The organism is Herbaspirillum sp. NPDC087042 (assembly GCF_044745245.1).
Classification (GTDB): Bacteria; Pseudomonadota; Gammaproteobacteria; order Burkholderiales; family Burkholderiaceae_D; genus Herbaspirillum.
This window is the reverse complement of sequence record NZ_JBIUZW010000001.1, coordinates 171,320-186,751: the sequence shown is the minus strand read 5'-3', so window position 1 is coordinate 186,751 and position 15,432 is coordinate 171,320. Positions and strand designations below refer to the sequence as shown.

Genomic DNA, 15,432 nt, shown 5'->3' with positions numbered 1-15,432 from the left:
TTCAGGCCTGCTTTGCCCAGCTGCCGCACGGGCCATAGGAATAACTGGGCGGCACCAGCTTGTGGCTCACCCATTGGTTGGGCAGCGTATTGATATACGTGACATAGCGGGCTTGATTGCCCTTCCCGACCACGCCGCTGCACCAGCTCGCCAGGATGGTCTTGGCCAGCTTCTCGCTGGCGACCTGCTCAGCGGGAAAGGCCAGACGCTCCTGCTGCAGCAATTCGGGCTGGTCCTGCAGCAACTTGGCCAGCTGCGCCAGCTTGTCGCCGAAGCCCTTGTCGGCGTCGGCGAAGGCCAGCAACAGCGCGCTGGCGACACCGGCGTTGAGATTGTCCCGCTGGGTGAGCAAGCGTGACACCTGGAGGAAGTCGTTGCTCAGGGCGCCAGGCGTGGCCAGGGGCGCCGCATTCAGGCGCGGCCACGCCCAGAAGGAGCCGGCGGCACATGCGCCGCTCACCAGTCCGACCATCTTCAATACCTGGCGGCGTGAATATTGCGTCATAGCATTTTCCGGTTGCATCTTGACAGCGCAGCGCCACGGGACACAGCACCGCGACGCAACGTGAAAGGAGGGATCAACGCCTCGCTGGACCATTTGACCACAGCTTGGCAAGAGAGGGCGCGGATTATACCCGAAGCCTGTTGTAGCGTGCCAACTGCCCTGCTCCCGCAAGCTTGCGCGCATGAAGCTCTTGTCGGCATGAAACATTCGTTTTGGCCGTCGGCCAGAGAACACGGGATGGTGGCGACAGCCGCGCTGTGCAGTGCGCACCAATCCCTGTTAGCATTCGCCTCCAAACACTTAGCAAGCCATCGGCAAGCAAGGTAAAAAGCAGGACAAGCCAATGAATGAAATCAGCAAGAAAGTCATGATGTCGCGGCGCGGTTTGATGCTGACCGGGATCACCCTTCTCGGAAGCTACGTCGCCGTCTCCAGCCTGCCCTCATGGGCCATCCCCCAGGAAGATGCAACACTACAGGCGCAGCAGGTGCAGTTCATGCGCCTGTCCAGGCTGCTGGTCAACCACGTGCTCAATCCCGCCGTCGGCGCGCGCATGCTCAAGGTGGCCGCGGCAGAGCATCAGGACCTGGCCAGGATGATGGCTGACATCATCGCCATTGCCGAACAGAAGCAAGCCAAGGTGGTGGAAGACTTCTTCGGCGACATCCCCGAAGGTCCGCTGCAGGCACTCGCCCACTGGATCATCTTCGCCTGGTACACGGGCTGCTCTTCGGCCAAGAAAGACGCCAAGGTATTCACCTATGAAGAAGCCTTGACCTACCAGACCACGATCGACGTCGTCACCATCCCGTCCTACGGCCTCAGCGGTCCGAACCGCTGGAGCCAGGTCACGGTATCGCTGGCGGATATGCCGCGCTTTTAAGTCCGCTTTTAAGTTCGCTTCTGAAGCCCGCTTCTGAACGCCATTCACCGAACAAGAGTTATCGTATGAACAGCAATAGCAATGCCGACGTCATCATCGTCGGCACGGGCGTCGTCGGCGTCCTCATCGCTGAGCAGCTGCTGGATGCCGGCATTTCCGTGCTGATGCTGGAAGCCGGCCCGCGCGTGGCGCGCTCCGAGATCGTCGAGAACTTCCGCAACCTGCCGCTGGCGCTGAAGGGCGATCCGTCCTCGTGCTATCCGCCACGTCCCTGGGCACCGCATCCCATGCCCTCCAGCGACAATCCGGAAGACCAATACCTGGACCTGAGCGGCCCGGACAAATACGCCCAGACCTTCATCCGCTACGCCGGCGGCTCGACCTGGCACTGGGCCGGCACGTGCTGGCGCCTCACGCCGGACGACATGCGCCTGCATTCGCGCTATGGCGTGGGACGCGACTGGGCCTTCGGCTACGACGTGCTCGAACCCTACTACACCCGCGTGGAGCACAAGCTGGGCATCTGTGGCCCGTCCGACCCGGAACTGCAATGGCCGCCGCTGCGCTCCCAGCCCTATCCGATGGAAGCCCTGCCTTTCAGTCCCGGCGAACAGCGTTTCACCGAGGTGGTGAAAGAACTCGGCTACCGCAACATCCCGACCGCACAGGCCCGCAACAGTGGCGTTCCGTATGACGACCGCCCGGCCTGCTGCGCCAACAACAACTGCGTGCCGGTCTGCCCAGTGGGCGCCAAGTATGACGCCGCCACCGCGCTGGGCCGCCTGGAGGCCAAGGGCGCGACCATCCTCACCGACGCCGTGGTCTACCGCGTCGACACCAACGCACAGAACCAGGTCGAGGCCGTCAACTACTTCGACGCCAACAAGCAAAGCCATCGCATCAGCGGCAAGATCTTCGTGCTGGCCTGCAATGGCATCGAGACGCCCAAGCTGCTGCTCATGTCCAGCAACACCCGCAATCCCAAGGGCCTGGCCAACAGCTCCGACCAGGTCGGCCGCAACATGATGGACCACCCGCAGCTGACCATGACGCTCACGCTGACCGAGCCCTACTGGTCGGGCGTGGGCCCGGTGGTCAACAGCGGCATCATGGAAACCTCGCAAGGGGATTTCCGCTCGGAACACGCTGGCGCCTATTTCCGCTTCAACAATTTTGCCCGCAACCGCTTCGTCACCTTCGGCGCGCTCAAGAAGGGCCTGGTCGGCCGTGCGCTGGACGAGGAAATCCGCCGCATGTCGGGCTGTACCGCCGACATCGTGCTGGCGCACGAAGTGCTGCCTGATCCCGAGAACCGTCTCACCCTGTCGTCCAAGAAAGACTGGCTGGGCCTGCCGCGTCCGGCGATCCACTATGACGTGGGGGACTACACCCGCAAGTCGGCCGAGACCTATTCGCTCCCTATTGGCAATCGCATCGCCGAAGCCATGGGTGCCATCGACGTCAAGATCAGCCCGAAATTCGCGCAGAGCAAGCACATCATGGGCGGCACCATCATGGGCAGCGATCCGGCCAACTCGGTGGTGGATCCGGACTGCCGCGCCTACGACCATGACAACCTGTTCCTGCCCGGTGGCGGCGCCATGGCCAGCACCGCGTGCGGCAACAGCACCATCAGCATGGCCGCCCTCGGCCTCAAGGCGGCCGACGCCATCGTGCGCCAGATGCGAAAGGCCTGACATGAACAAAGCAACGACACTGGTCTTCGCCGGCCTCCTGACGGCGCTGGCGTTACCGCTCTCCCCGACCTGGGCCCAGGAGCCCAGCCCGCAAGCCGCCACGACGGAAGCACCCACGCCCCAGGCTGCCAGCCCGCAAACGCCGGAGCAGGCGCTCATCGAACGCGGCCGCTACCTGGCCGTCGCCTCGGACTGCATGGCCTGCCACACCGCGGCCCACGGCAAGCCCATGGCCGGCGGCAACCCCATCGCCTCGCCGGTGGGCGAGATCGTGGCGACCAACATCACGCCCTCCAGGCAGTTCGGCATCGGCAACTACACCGAAGCGCAGTTCTCGGACGCGTTACGTCGCGGCATTCGCGCCGACGGCGCCAATCTCTATCCGGCCATGCCTTACACCGCGTATTCGGTACTGAGCGACGAGGATGTGCATGCGCTGTACGCTTACTTCATGAAGGGCGTCGCGCCGGTGGAGCGGGCCACGGCGCACACCAGCCTGCCCTTCCCGATGAACATCCGCGCCTCCATGAAGGTCTGGAACGTTCTGTTCCTCAACGACAAGCCCTTGCCACCGGCACCGGACCATTCGGCGCAGTGGCTGCGCGGTCGTTACCTGACCGAGGGACCGGCGCACTGCAGCACCTGTCACACCCCGCGTGGCCTGCTGATGCAGGAGAAGCTGGACCTGCAGTACTCCGGCGCCCAGGTCGGCCCCTGGTATGCCCCCAACATCACGCCCCACCCGACCAGCGGCATCGGCGGCTGGACTAACGACGAGCTGGTGCAATACCTCAAGACCGGCCGGGTGGAAGGCCGTGCCCAGGCCGCCGGCAGCATGGCTGAAGCGATCACGCACAGCTTTAGCCAGCTGACGGATGACGACCTGCGCGCCATCACTGTCTATCTGAAGGATCGCCCGGCCATCGCCGGCAAGGATGCCGAGGTGCAGCGCAGCCGCTTCGAGCAGGGCAAGGCCGGCAACGCACTACCCGAGTTCCGCGGGCTGCCAGTGGCGTCCGGCGCCCCTGAAGAAGTGCGCGGCGCCCGGATCTTCTCGGGCAGCTGCGCTTCCTGCCACGGCTATAACGGCCAGGGCAGCAAGGACGGCTACTATCCCAGCCTGTACAAGAACTCCGCGACCGCCGGCGTCAACGCCAACAACCTGATCGCCACCATCCTGTACGGCGTGGAGCGTGACACCAGGAGCGGCGGCCATGTCTTCATGCCACCGTTCGGCAGCCAACCCAATGCACTCAATGCATTGAGCAACGATGACGTGGCCGCTCTGTCGAACTACATCCTGAAGTACTACGGCAACCCGGCGGTGAAGGTCACCGCCGAAGACGTCGCGGTAATCCGCCAGGGCGGCCCGCGCTCGCACCTGGTGCTGATGGCCCGGGTCGGCATGGCGGTCGGCGCCGTAGTCGTGGTGCTGCTCCTGCTGGTGCTGCTCGTGCTTCTCATGCGCAGCAAGAAGCGCAAGCCGTCCAGCGACGACTGGAAGTAAGCGATTCAGGCAAGCGACGCCGATGTACAAAGAGAAGCGCCGTGACATTGTCACGGCGCTTTTCGTTTCCTGGCACAGAATGCTCATCACGGCCCGCATTGCGCCGTGAGTTGATCTGGAGAAGCTTTATATTCCCGCCATCATCGCTGGCCGGGAATCCCCTCAATCACCGCCTTCTCCCTGCCCACCGCCCAGCAAGTGCTCGTACTGCATGCAGAGGTAATGCATCCGCAGCAAATTCATCGCGACATTCGCCCCCGACGCCAGTTTGCCGAACATGCTCATGCCGGCGTCGCCGGTTCGCCTATTGAGTTCGGTGATCCGCGCCAATACCTCCCCACCACCTTCCGGGCTGACCCCACGTTCTGCTTGCCGCTGGATCCAATCGCGAACCTCGCGTAACGCCCTTGGCACGATGGACGGCATGCCCTGCGCAATGGCCTTCCGATCGCCTGACGCCGCTACTTGCTGCTGCAAGGCCCGCACCCGGGCAGCAACTGCCGCTTCAGGCGCCTCATCAAAATACAAGGCATCAACGGCGGCCTCGCCGGTCACCGCATGCGGACGGACCAGGCTGAGCGGCTCCGCGCTCAAGCGCCCCATGTCGTTACGCAGCATCGCGACCAGCATGGTGCCGGCAGTCAGTTGTTCCGGCCGCATCTGCTCGATGCGGGCAATGGCGTGTGCCGCCATGTCGCTGTAGACCAGTTCGATATCCAGCTGGCGGTCCTGGTGGTCGAATACTGGCCAGGTCAGTGTCTGGCGCGTTGCCTCGAATCTCGCCGTGCCATAACGCGCCGGACGCAAGACTATCCAATCCTTCATCGGTTGCTGCTCTAATAACAAGCTGCGCCGGATCAGCGCGCGCGACGCAGCCAGGCTGGACCAGTCGTCGCAGGCTGACAAGGCAGCCGCGAACCGGGCTGCCGCCTCTTGTGGCAGCAACGTTGCACTGCTGCCCTGCCCGGCTGAAATCCGCCCCTGCTCATTGAACTGCGCGCCGGTCAGCAACACACGCCTGCCGGTGAGCTGGGCGGGCGCACCGATGCCCGTCCATGGGCCGGCGGTCCGATAGCGCTCGCGCGGATTGAAGCGCCGTTGCGTTTCAGGGCGCGCATCGCTGGATGAGAAAAAACTACCGTCCTGAGACGACCAGAAAAGCGTGGACAGGCCGACGTAGCCCGAGGCAGATCGCCACGGCCGAGCGCCCAGTCCCAGCAGCTCGACGGCGCCGCCCTGCGCATACCGGCTGCGGGCGCGGCCCAGCAAATGGGTCGCTTCAAGGCCGCGTGCCGCCGCACGGTCGAGGGCGCTGGCAAGACCATAGGCCAGGGCCAACTCGTCCAGCAGACGATGTTCGTCAGCACCACCGGCGCGTGCCAACAGCAATTCGACGTGATCTGCCAGCCGCCGGATCAGCAAGGCCAGACGATGATATTCCACACCTTGGGCCCATACGGACAGGGTAGAAAAACGCTCGTGGATGCCGTTCGACAAATGCGACAGGCCGAGCCCGACACATTCCTCGATCAGCTGCCGCACGCTCTCACGCAGCCGCTTTCGCGACGCGAACTGCTCGCCAGCGGTTTCCGGCAGGGCGTGATCCTTGCCCAGATTGAGGACGGCGTTGCCGGCCTTGGCCATGGAGGTGGAGGCCGGTGCCGGAAGTTCGATGCCATGCGCGCGTTGATAGGCGAGCACGGCTGCAACCTGGTATTTCTCGATGGCCGACAGGCTGACGTCGGCGATCAGGTTGTCCAGCGCGCCGCCCATGTAGCGGAATTCCACCCGCGGATGCGCGAAGCGGATCACGATGTATTTGCTGCCGCTGATGGCCGGACCCGCGTTCGGGTCAAGGTCATGCACGAACTGTACGGCCCATCGGTAACCACGCGTTCCGCCATGGCGTGTCATCTCGGCGGCACCGATTTGCAGCAGAGCCTCATGCAAGGGCGCCAGCGCATCATCGGGGGCTGGTTCGTTCGCAACCGCAGGCTCTTCCCTAGCCTCCTTCGGGTCGTCTTTCCGGTCATCTTCCGTCAGCGGCCCGGCTGCCTGTGGCGCGGGAGCAGGCGGTTCCGCCGGGGCCATCCGCTGCAGCGCGATCATCGCCGCCAGGATGTGCTGGCAGATGCTGCTGGCCGGGCAACTGCATTGCGCTTGTGCGGGACCGCGGGCATCGAAACGGATCCGGTGTTCGCCGACACTGACGACCAGGCCGGTGGCGCTGTCTTCCGCGATGGCAGGTGCCAGCTTTTCCAGGTCTTTCTGGGCGCGCCGCAGCAGCCCGCGATTGGCCAGCGCCGCCAGCGCATCATCATCAAAGCGTTGCAGCTGGACCTGCAACTGCGTCAGCAGGTCGCTCATGAAATCACCTTGACCAGCCAATGCGCCAACCGTTGCGGCGTCAGGGCGGCGATTTCCATGCCACAGGCCGCCAGGCGCTCGGCCATCTGCCTGTCGTAAGACGGGTGGGCCTGACCATCCAGCGCGGCCAGACCGAGGGTTTTCACGCGTGCCTCGGCCAGCTTGGCCACTTCGCGCAGCAGTTCTCCGGGCGGTGCACCTTCACAGAAGTCACTCACCAGCACAAAGACGGTGCGGTGCGGGTTTTCCACCAGCTGGCCGCAGTAACGCACGGCCTGGGCGATATGGGTGCCGCCACCGAGCTGCACGCGCATGAGCATCTCGACCGGGTCGTCGGCGTGACCAGAGAGGTCGACCACGCTGGTATCAAACACCACGATCTTGACGCGAAATGCCGGCAACCCCGCCAGGATGCCCGCCATCACGGCACTGTGGATCACCGAGTCGGCCATGCTGCCGCTCTGGTCCACGCACAGGATGATGTCCCAGGGCAGACGCCGGTTGTTGCGCTCGAAAAAGCGCAATTGTTCGATCACGATCTGCTGGCGCTGGGTATCGTAGTGCTTCAGATTGCGGCGAATGGTCCCCATCACATCGAAGTTCTGCGCCATGGCCATGGGCGAGTGACGGAACCGGTTCAGCCGCCCGGCCAGGGCCATGCGCACTTCTGGCTCGAGCTTGGCACGAAGCTCTTCGACCACCTGCCGGATGATGCGTCGCGCCACGTTCAACACCTCGCCCTTGAGGTGGCCACGCAACGTCAGCAAGGTACGCAACAGCTGCTGGTTAGGCTCCAACCGTTCCAGCGTCTTGGGGTCGGTGATCAGTTCGGTCAGCCCGTAACGGTCCAGTGCGTGTTTTTCGATGACTTCGACAGTGTCGTTGGGGAACAGCTCACGCACCTCGCCCAGCCAGGTCACCAATGTCGGCTGCGAAGCATCCAGCGAGCCGGGGCCGGTGTCGCCACGCAGTCCGCGCCCGAGATATTCCCGGCCGTACAGGAACTCCAGTGCCGCATCAAGCCGGGCGGCATGGCCGGACAGAGCGCCCTGCTGCAGGCCCTGGTCGGCATACTTGCCCAGCACCAGGCGCCAGCGGTCGAGATTTTTTGTGGGTTCCTTCATTGCACCATCCATCCCTGCAAGCCGTCCTGCCCAAGAATCTCGTCCAAGGTCCGTGACAAGGCCAGATTGGCTTGCACACCGGCTTCGGACAGGTCCTGATGTACCAGCCGGCCGAGGTGGTCTTGGCCGTGAAGCCGGGCCACCGATTCGGCAACCCGATCGGTTTCTTTCGGGGTCAGGTCGGCGAAGGCCAAGCGCAGTTCGGGCAGGCTGGCGATGAACGCCGGTTCGTCCCACCCACCGAGCAGACGGTCCAGTACCTGCAAGACGCCCTCTTGCTGCCACGCCACTTCACGCGCCGTGTGGAGCAAGCCGCGCAGGAAGCCCACTGTATCACGCGGCAACGCCATGCCGCTCAAGTGCCCTTGCAAGGCCATGTCCAGGTCGGTGTCGGTGAGCCGGCCAGCGGCAAACAACAGACCGGCTGCGGCGCCGCGAATGAGCGGTACATCATGCCCGGCATACAGCGCCGCCAGCATCGACCAGTACAGGCTGGCGTCCAGCGCGACGCCCGCGCGGCTGGCCAGAAGCTCCCGCAGCCTGGCCAGCGCTTGCATGCTGTCGACGGCCTTGTCGTCCGGCACGGCAAGTTCACGGCCCAGGTAGATGGCGCGTTCATAGGCGGCATGCAGCAAGGCGGGCAAGCCCTCCACATCGCGCGCCTCCAGCGGCTCGCGGGATTCAGACAACAGGCTGATGCTGCCCGCCGCTGCCACCACGGACTCGAACGCCGGATCGCCACCGATCTGTCGCCGCAACATGGCGACCACCCGCGGCACATGGTCGTGCATGCCCAGCACGCAGGCCTGGGTCAGCAATGTGGCGCCGGCGCCTGCACTGTGTTCGCTGCTATCCGTTTCCAGCTGCTCCACCCTTGTCATGAAGCGGTTCGATACTGCCAGCGCAACGGTCACACCGTAGACGGAGGTCTCCACCAGAGCGGCTTCAGTCGCGGCTGAATAGCCGTATTGCCAATGCTCCTGCAAGCGGTCAAGCCCGCTGCCATTGACGAAATCCGGCCCGCCCGTGCGCACGGCCAGCGGTACGCCGAGCAACGCCAGGCCGTGCAGCAGCCGGCTGGTCATCCGGTGTTCAGGGCGACGATAGATGTCGAGTACCAGGCGGCGCGGCGTCGAATCGTCGATCTTCAGGCGCTGGCGACGTGCGCGGTAGTGAAAATCTTGTACCAGTGGTGGCGAGCCGGCATTGGCCGGTACCTTGCCCATGGCATCGCCGCTCAACACACGCCGTGCGGCGGCGAACACGAGCGCACCCTCCGCATCCGCCTCGCCTTTGACGAAACAGCTTGTGACCGCATCCAGCACGTCCTCGCGCACGGGCGCTGCCCGGCCGCGCAACTGGGCCAGCCGCAACACCTGCTCGTAAGCAGCCGCCAGCGCGGGCGTCGGCAAGGCCATGCCATGCCGCTGGCGCAATACCTCGGCGATGTCGAACAACACGGTCAGTGCGGCGTCATGGCGCACTTTCATCAACGGGCGAGAAGCCAGCTGGCTGGCTTTGCTCATACGTTCCCACAGCAACTGCTGCCAGGCGGGCGAGGTCATACCGGCCGAATAGCCGTTCAGACGGTCAAGGCGGTCAAAGCTGTAACGGATCAGTGCGGATGCCTCATCCGTGATGTCCTTGCGCGAAATCGCTGGCCGCGCCGGGCCGCCCTTTCCTTGCTGCAGCAGATCCGGCATGACGACCGCATGGAACCCGCCCATCACCGCCAGTACCGGGCCGGCGCCCGGCGCTCTCGTTGCAAGGGCCTCGCGGATGTGCCAGGCCATCTCCGCCTCGCGCGCCAGGGTGCCGTCGGCCTGCAACTCGTCATCGCCATATTCGCTGCGCGCCAGGTGGCAGTACGCGGCCATGGCGGTGACATGTTCCTGCAACGTGTGTACCGTGCCCGGCACCTCGAAAAGGTGTTCCCACAGTTCTTCGTGGTCGCGGCATCCGAGCCGTTCGGCCAGTGCCGTCAAGTAATGGCTGCGCCGGTAATGGCGCTCTTCCAGCAGCGATTCGGATTGCGTTTCGTCAGCCTTGCCGTCAGGGACAAGCAGCATCTGCTCGGCAAAATCCAGATCAATGAAACGCACCGGGACGCCCTTCCCCGTCGCCGCCCGCAGCGCCACCAGCTCGGGAGAATGGTCGCAAAAAGGATAGTAGGAGGCGCGCCGCGGCGGGGTGTCGTTTCCTTCCATGCGGCGCACTGCATAGGTAAAGATGGCCAGCGGCATACGCGCCTGGGGATCAACCAGCATGGGCACCAGCGCGGTGAACGAGCGCGGTCCTTCGATCAGCACCACCGACGGCCTGGTCTGCTCAAACAGGCGTTGCAGTTGCCAGGCGCAGACCGGGCTATGGTGCCGCACAGGCAATATCACCAGCTCATCCGTGATGAGCTGCTCTCCCAGTGCGCGCACGTGGTCGGAAATCGGCAGCATCAAGGTTGCCGATCAGCGTTCGAGTTCGCGCCGCGCGTCGAACACGCGCTGCCATTGCGGCTGGCGCTGGGCGCGCGGCTTGACCACAACATCGAAGTAATGCCGCAGCTTCTTGCCATCCTCGGGATTGTCCTTGAGCACGGTGCCGATCAACTGGCGGGCGATATGCTCCCCGCCGACCACGCCGTCGCCGAAATAATGTGCGTCCAGACACGCCGCAAAGCCGACCGACACCGCCTCGGCAGAAGACATCACGGCCGTGGGCTTCTCCACGACCACGCCTTCCCCGGTGACGCCGGCGCGCAGATCGTGGAATGCAGTGACCAGCAGTTCCACCACGTCCGGCAGCATCTCGACTTCCACCTGGGCATGCTTGAGCAGCGCCTCGGTGCGCTCTCGCACCAGCTGGGTTTCCAGCTTGCGGTCGCTGATCGGGCGCACGGTCTCGAAGTTGAAACGACGTTTGAGCGCGCTGGACATCTCGTGCACGCCACGGTCGCGGATGTTGGCCGTGGCCAGCACATTGAAGCCACGCGCGGCAAACACCAGGCCGGCCTCGCCATCCAGCTCGGGCACGTGCAGCACCTTGTCGGACAACAGGCTGATGAGGCTGTCCTGGATCTCCGGCTGCACGCGGGTGACTTCTTCGAAGCGGCACAGGCTGCCACTTTGCATGGCCTGGTAGACCGGGCCGCGTACCAGCGCGCGCGGCGTCGGCCCTTCGGCCAGCAACAGGGCGTAGTTCCAGGAGTACTTGATCTGGTCTTCGGTGGTACCGGCCGTGCCCTGGATGACGCAGGCAGAGTCGCCCGAGACAGCGGCCGACAGCAACTCGGACAACATCGATTTCGCCGTCCCCGGCTCGCCCACCAGCAACAAGCCGCGGTCGCTCATCAGGGTGACGATGCAGCGATCGACCAGCGCATCGTCACCGTAGAACTTGCGCTTGATGCCAAGCTTGTCGTCGCCCAGGATGAAGCCACGCACCGCGCGCGGAGACAGTTTCCAACCGCTGGGCCGCGGACCGGCATCCCGCTCGGCCAAGCGCGCCAGTTCTGCCGCGTACACCTGCTCGGCGGGCGCGCGCAGGATTGCATCATTCGATAAGCTCATGTCAGTACTCGCTCTTCTTTTGCCATTCCGGGTCGAAACCAGTCCCCTCCGACGCAATCAGCCGCAGGTCGTTGTAGCACTCCGACAGCAAGATCCTGGGCACCTTGTTCAAGGGCAGGCTGGCGCGCTGCCACGTCGAGGTGGCCGCCGTGGACGCAAACGACAGGTTCAGCAGCGCCACGGTACGGCTTTGTTCCGGCAGCGGATTGCCGGTGAACTGGATCACTGCCTGCAGACCCAAGGTCGGGAAGCGCTTCTCGTAGCTGTAGAACCAGCCGGCGTCCTCGGTCGGCCCGCGCGTATAGCCCAGCTTGAGCGAACGGCCGCGCAGCGCAAACGCCTCGACCAGATGGCCTTCAAAATCCTTGATGCCATTGCTGTTGCTGACCTCAGTCGTCGGGGTATAGATGCCCTTGCCCATCTGCTGGAACAGCGGCGCGATCTCGTAGTCGGCGAGGTGTTGCTGCCAGCGCGCGATGTGCTCGGCGTCCAGCAGCGAATCGTGGGCAATGCGGATGCGGGCGCTGGCCTCAATATTCAGTTCTTCGTCATCGAAATCGGTCAGGGTCCCATCGCCCAGCGGGCGGAAGCTGCGCAACACACCCTCATCCCCGACCTCGACCCACACCAGCCGCTGTACCAGGTGGCGCACCACCGGGTGGCGGTTCATGTACAGGCTCCAGTCTTCGAACGACCACTCGCGCTCGGTACACAGCGCTTCGTAGAGGCGCTCGCCCTGCTGGGTGACGATGCCCTTGATCTCCTTCTTGGCTGCGCTGAACGCCTTCTTCGCGTCCTTGGCGAGATCAGCGTCATCGTCCTGGCGTGGCTCCGGTAACGCGGCGATCTTCTTGCCGTCCTGGTTGCTCAGGTCGATCTTGAAGTCCGCATGCAGGTGCGCGGTGAAACTGCGCATGCCGTAACTCAGTTCCAGTTCACCGTTGTCATCGAAACCGGCGGTGGGAATCGTGCGGTCGGCCAGTTCGGCCAGCGTCCAGCCCTTGCGCTCGGCCAGCGCAGTCGCCTGCCGGGTCGCTTCTTCCTGGAAACTCTTGGTGCGGAAACGGCTGCCGATGGATAGCATCAGCTGCGTCGCACCAGGATGCTCGATCCAGGCCAGCATGGCGATCAGTGCCTTGCCCTGTGCGGCGCGCGAACCGTACCACTCCTTCAGGTAGCGCGCGACCGGCGCAGCGGCCATTCCACGGGCGCAGACGGCGGCAATGGCCAGCAAGCCCTTGCTGCCGCTGGCCGAGCCTGCCGGTTGGCGCAGGTATTTAGGCAGATAGCTTGCCGTGAGCTGTTCTACTGTCTGGCCCAGTCCGGGGTTATTCTGGAAGTGCTGCGGGTAGCTGGCCATATACTGATGCATGGACTGCGCTGCGCTTTGCGCCAGCCTCATGGCGTCTTCCGGCGCGATCGGGCGCACATCCTCGTGCAGCCACGCCTCCAGGATGAACTGGCCCAGCGTTTCGCGGTCGCGCGGGTCAAACATCGCGCAGACCTTGCGCAGCATGGTGTTGGGTTCAGACTGCTTCTGCTTGACCGCCTGCACCATCAGCCAGCGCAACAGCTCGGTGTCGACAGCCTCGCCCGTGTTGGCCCAGCGCACCGCGGGCAAGGCGGCCCACGGGAACCATTCGATTTCCTTCGGCACGCCCTTGCTCAGGCTCCTGGTCGCCTCGGCCTGCAGCGCGACGCGGTCCAGATACTTGTCGACCGGCTGACCCAGTGCCTCCAATGCATCCAGCATGGCCCCCTTGGCCAGGTCGTTCTTTTCCTTCTTCAACGCCTGCTCCAGTGCCTCCACGGCGGGTGCATGCGCCAGGCGGCCCAGCCATTGCGCGGCCACGGCACGCGTCTCGGCCTTGCCATCGGCCAGCGCTGACACAATACGTGCTTCCTTGCCGGGATGATTCTCCAGCGCCCGCTGCGCAGCCGGCCGTTCGGTCTTGCCTGCACCGAGCGCCAGCCCGAACAAGGCACTGACGACCTGGACCGGCGGCGAAGGCAGCGTGGCAATGCCGCGGAACAGGCCGTCACGGTTGAACCAGTAGTCGGTGGGCGAGCCCGTTCCCGTGAGCAGTTGAACCACTGAATCCAGCTGGTGCGCAAAGAACGGCCATACGGCCTCACGATCCCAGTCGCTGCCAAGCGGGTCGCCCCAGACGTGACAGTAGCTGTAGAGCGGGGTGATTGCCGGATGTCCGGCTTGTTCCAGCATCAGCGACAACTCCAGCAGGCTGGGCCGCCCGCCAGCACGGTGCATCGCGTTGAAAGCTGCCGACGCAGGCGACAGCAGTCCACGGTCGGCGTCGACGGCCAGGTCGAAGAACAGCAGCATTTTCAATAACGCGACCGGTGTCATGCAGTCTATTGTCGCCAGTGTTTGCAAGGTCGATCTGACATGATGAATGGCGGACATGCGGTTGTTGTCGCGCTTGGGGGGCGCGGAGATGTCCGACTCCAGGTAGGCCCGCAGCTGGCGCATGTCATCTTGGCTGAAGGGCCTGGCCTGGTGCAACGGGAAGCTGTGGCCCGACGCCCGCATGCGCTCGTGATGCTCGGCCGCCTGTTTGTTGGCTTTGACAATCGATTCGCTGACTGTCTTCCAGAAGGTTTCCAATGCGGTGGACAGCGCTGGTGTCAGCGTCACGGCCCAGGTGATGACAGGCAGCGCGTAGTCGAAGCGCTGCGTGCCCGCGGTGCCGCCGAGTGCCTGCTCATCGTCCCACTCCCTGAGCAAGGCGTTGACCGATGCGGCTTTGTCCGCCATCGCAGCATCCCGTGCGAGTTGCAGGGCGGCGGCATCCTGCTCCACGCGCGCGATCGAGTGCGTCAGGCGCAGCGCGTACAGGCGCTGGTCCGGCTTGCCGCCGCGGGCCATGTCGAGCAAGGGTGCGAATGCCGGCTTGCCGGCGCGGCGCACCAGCACTTCCGTTGCCGACCTGACCTGCTTGCTGCCTGACACCACCATCTCCACCAGCTCGGGCAGCAGGCTCTGGAGGGTCGATAGCTCGGCTTTTTCCAGCATGGACACAATGTGCAGGCGCTGCGCAACGGGGCCGTTCAGCAAAGGCCGGATGGCGTCGACTTCGCGGTCGAGCCAGCCGGCATAGCCTTTCAGGTCACTGACCAGTAGTTGCCGCTGATTCGTCCAGAATCCCACGGAAGACGGATCCGAAAATGACGCGACCAGCAACGCTGCCGGGGACATCCCCGCCTCGATCAGCAGTTTCTCAACGGTCGACGCCGACAGGGCATCGCTGACCGGACGCTGGCTCGACCAGTTGGTCAGGCTGCTGCCAGCACTGTGCACGAGCAATACCTCCGGCCAATGCACGTCTGCTGGCAGCCTCAGTACGAATCCGCCAGCATGCGGCGCCACGCAAGCTTCAATCAGTTTTGCCCAGCGTAGGGCAACGTCCGCCGGCACGCTGTCGAAAAGTGAATAGAAAAGGCGCGGCACCGCTTTTTCGTCGGAATGGTGATAGCCGATCAGCTTGAGCCGCTCGGCCACCACCTTGCTCTGGCCCAGTTCATGCAAGACCGCCAGCGGCTCCCCCTCCAGCACATAAGACAGCATGTCGCGAGTCAATCCTTTGCGCAGCGCAGCTTCCGGCAATTTCTCGATTGGGGCGAGCATCGCTTCAAGCTCTGCAAGCCATTTCTCCGGCACCTCGGCCCGTACGTTGTCAGTTGTTCCGCCCAAAGCCTTGCTGATCCACTTAAGCACAGCGCATCCTTCCCCGTTGAATTGTTATTTATTGTCAAGCAGCAATAATA

9 protein-coding genes are annotated in these 15,432 nt (G+C 64.2%); 3 read left to right on the top strand and 6 right to left on the bottom strand.

Annotated features, from left to right (window positions below):
- Window position 1: 1 nt before the first annotated feature.
- Complete coding sequence (locus ACIPHN_RS00825; RefSeq protein WP_400431363.1) at window positions 2–505, bottom strand: sugar dehydrogenase complex small subunit; 504 nt, start codon at window positions 503–505, stop codon at window positions 2–4.
- Window positions 506–848: 343 nt separating this feature from the next.
- On the opposite strand from ACIPHN_RS00825, the gene ACIPHN_RS00820 reads away from it, so the two are divergent.
- From ACIPHN_RS00820 to ACIPHN_RS00810, 3 genes are all read left to right on the top strand, one after another.
- Entirely contained in the window at window positions 849–1,388 is a 540-nt protein-coding gene (locus ACIPHN_RS00820; RefSeq protein ID WP_400431360.1) for a sorbitol dehydrogenase family protein, read from the top strand.
- A 65-nt stretch (window positions 1,389–1,453) separates the two neighbouring features.
- Window positions 1,454–3,085, top strand: coding sequence for a GMC family oxidoreductase (locus ACIPHN_RS00815; protein WP_400431357.1), 1,632 nt, complete (start codon window positions 1,454–1,456; stop codon window positions 3,083–3,085).
- A gap of 1 nt (window position 3,086) precedes the next feature.
- Window positions 3,087–4,592: a c-type cytochrome gene (locus tag ACIPHN_RS00810; protein WP_400431354.1), complete on the top strand. Its 1,506-nt coding sequence runs from the start codon at window positions 3,087–3,089 to the stop codon at window positions 4,590–4,592.
- A gap of 162 nt (window positions 4,593–4,754) precedes the next feature.
- On the opposite strand, the gene ACIPHN_RS00805 is transcribed toward ACIPHN_RS00810, so the two are convergent.
- The 5 genes from ACIPHN_RS00805 to ACIPHN_RS00785 are packed head-to-tail and all read right to left on the bottom strand — an operon-like array spanning window position 4,755 to window position 15,382.
- Entirely contained in the window at window positions 4,755–6,959 is a 2,205-nt protein-coding gene (locus ACIPHN_RS00805; protein WP_400431351.1) for an SWIM zinc finger family protein, read from the bottom strand.
- Complete coding sequence (locus ACIPHN_RS00800) at window positions 6,956–8,083, bottom strand: VWA domain-containing protein (protein ID WP_400431348.1); 1,128 nt, start codon at window positions 8,081–8,083, stop codon at window positions 6,956–6,958. The genes ACIPHN_RS00805 and ACIPHN_RS00800 overlap by 4 nt, the downstream gene beginning before the upstream one ends.
- Complete coding sequence (locus ACIPHN_RS00795) at window positions 8,080–10,533, bottom strand: DUF5682 family protein (RefSeq protein WP_400431345.1); 2,454 nt, start codon at window positions 10,531–10,533, stop codon at window positions 8,080–8,082. Before ACIPHN_RS00795 ends, ACIPHN_RS00800 begins: the two co-directional genes overlap by 4 nt.
- 12 nt (window positions 10,534–10,545) lie before the next feature.
- A complete protein-coding gene (locus ACIPHN_RS00790) occupies window positions 10,546–11,646 on the bottom strand; it encodes an AAA family ATPase (protein WP_400431342.1) in 1,101 nt (366 codons plus the stop codon).
- Between the two features lies 1 nt (window position 11,647).
- The gene (locus ACIPHN_RS00785; protein WP_400431339.1) at window positions 11,648–15,382 is read right to left on the bottom strand and encodes a DUF4132 domain-containing protein; all 3,735 of its coding nucleotides are present in this window, start codon (window positions 15,380–15,382) and stop codon (window positions 11,648–11,650) included.
- Window positions 15,383–15,432: the final 50 nt, after the last annotated feature.

What these genes read in the sequence shown, in the direction of transcription:
- ACIPHN_RS00815 (WP_400431357.1), top strand. Translation starts at nt 1,454, where the DNA reads ATGAACAGCAATAGCAATGCCGACGTCATCATCGTCGGCACGGGCGTC.
- ACIPHN_RS00825 (WP_400431363.1), bottom strand. Translation starts at nt 505, where the DNA reads ATGACGCAATATTCACGCCGCCAGGTATTGAAGATGGTCGGACTGGTG.
- ACIPHN_RS00795 (WP_400431345.1), bottom strand. Translation starts at nt 10,533, where the DNA reads ATGCTGCCGATTTCCGACCACGTGCGCGCACTGGGAGAGCAGCTCATC.
- ACIPHN_RS00790 (WP_400431342.1), bottom strand. Translation starts at nt 11,646, where the DNA reads ATGAGCTTATCGAATGATGCAATCCTGCGCGCGCCCGCCGAGCAGGTG.
- ACIPHN_RS00805 (WP_400431351.1), bottom strand. Translation starts at nt 6,959, where the DNA reads ATGAGCGACCTGCTGACGCAGTTGCAGGTCCAGCTGCAACGCTTTGAT.
- ACIPHN_RS00800 (WP_400431348.1), bottom strand. Translation starts at nt 8,083, where the DNA reads ATGAAGGAACCCACAAAAAATCTCGACCGCTGGCGCCTGGTGCTGGGC.
- ACIPHN_RS00820 (WP_400431360.1), top strand. Translation starts at nt 849, where the DNA reads ATGAATGAAATCAGCAAGAAAGTCATGATGTCGCGGCGCGGTTTGATG.
- ACIPHN_RS00810 (WP_400431354.1), top strand. Translation starts at nt 3,087, where the DNA reads ATGAACAAAGCAACGACACTGGTCTTCGCCGGCCTCCTGACGGCGCTG.